At 65.5% G+C, this 258-nt stretch carries 1 pseudogene; it reads right to left on the bottom strand.

What is annotated here, in order from left to right:
- A pseudogene (locus tag ACLJNW_RS26390) lies at positions 1 to 258 on the bottom strand (hypothetical protein); the annotation flags it as partial.

Here is a 258-nt window from a genome sequence, read left to right as displayed (position 1 = left end):
CCGCGACGGTCTCTTTCTCCGCCGGCTTGTCCTTTTCCTTGTCGTCCTCTTCCATGCCGAGTTCGGATATCTCCTGCAAGCGCGCCACGACCAGATCGTTCACGCTGCCTTTCGGGAAGCGTCCCTTCTCGTCCTGGGCACCGACCGGCTTGCCCACCAGCAGCGCCAGCGCCTCGTCCACCTCGCGCACCGCGTAGACGTGGAACTGCCCGGCGCGCACCGCCTGCAACACGCGCTCGTCGAGCATCAGGGTAGTGA

The organism is Salmonella sp. SAL4457 (assembly GCF_046548235.1).
GTDB lineage: Bacteria > Pseudomonadota > Gammaproteobacteria > Enterobacterales > Enterobacteriaceae > Salmonella > Salmonella enterica.
The sequence above is the reverse complement of the archived record's forward strand: the minus strand, read 5'-3'. Positions and strand labels throughout refer to the sequence as shown.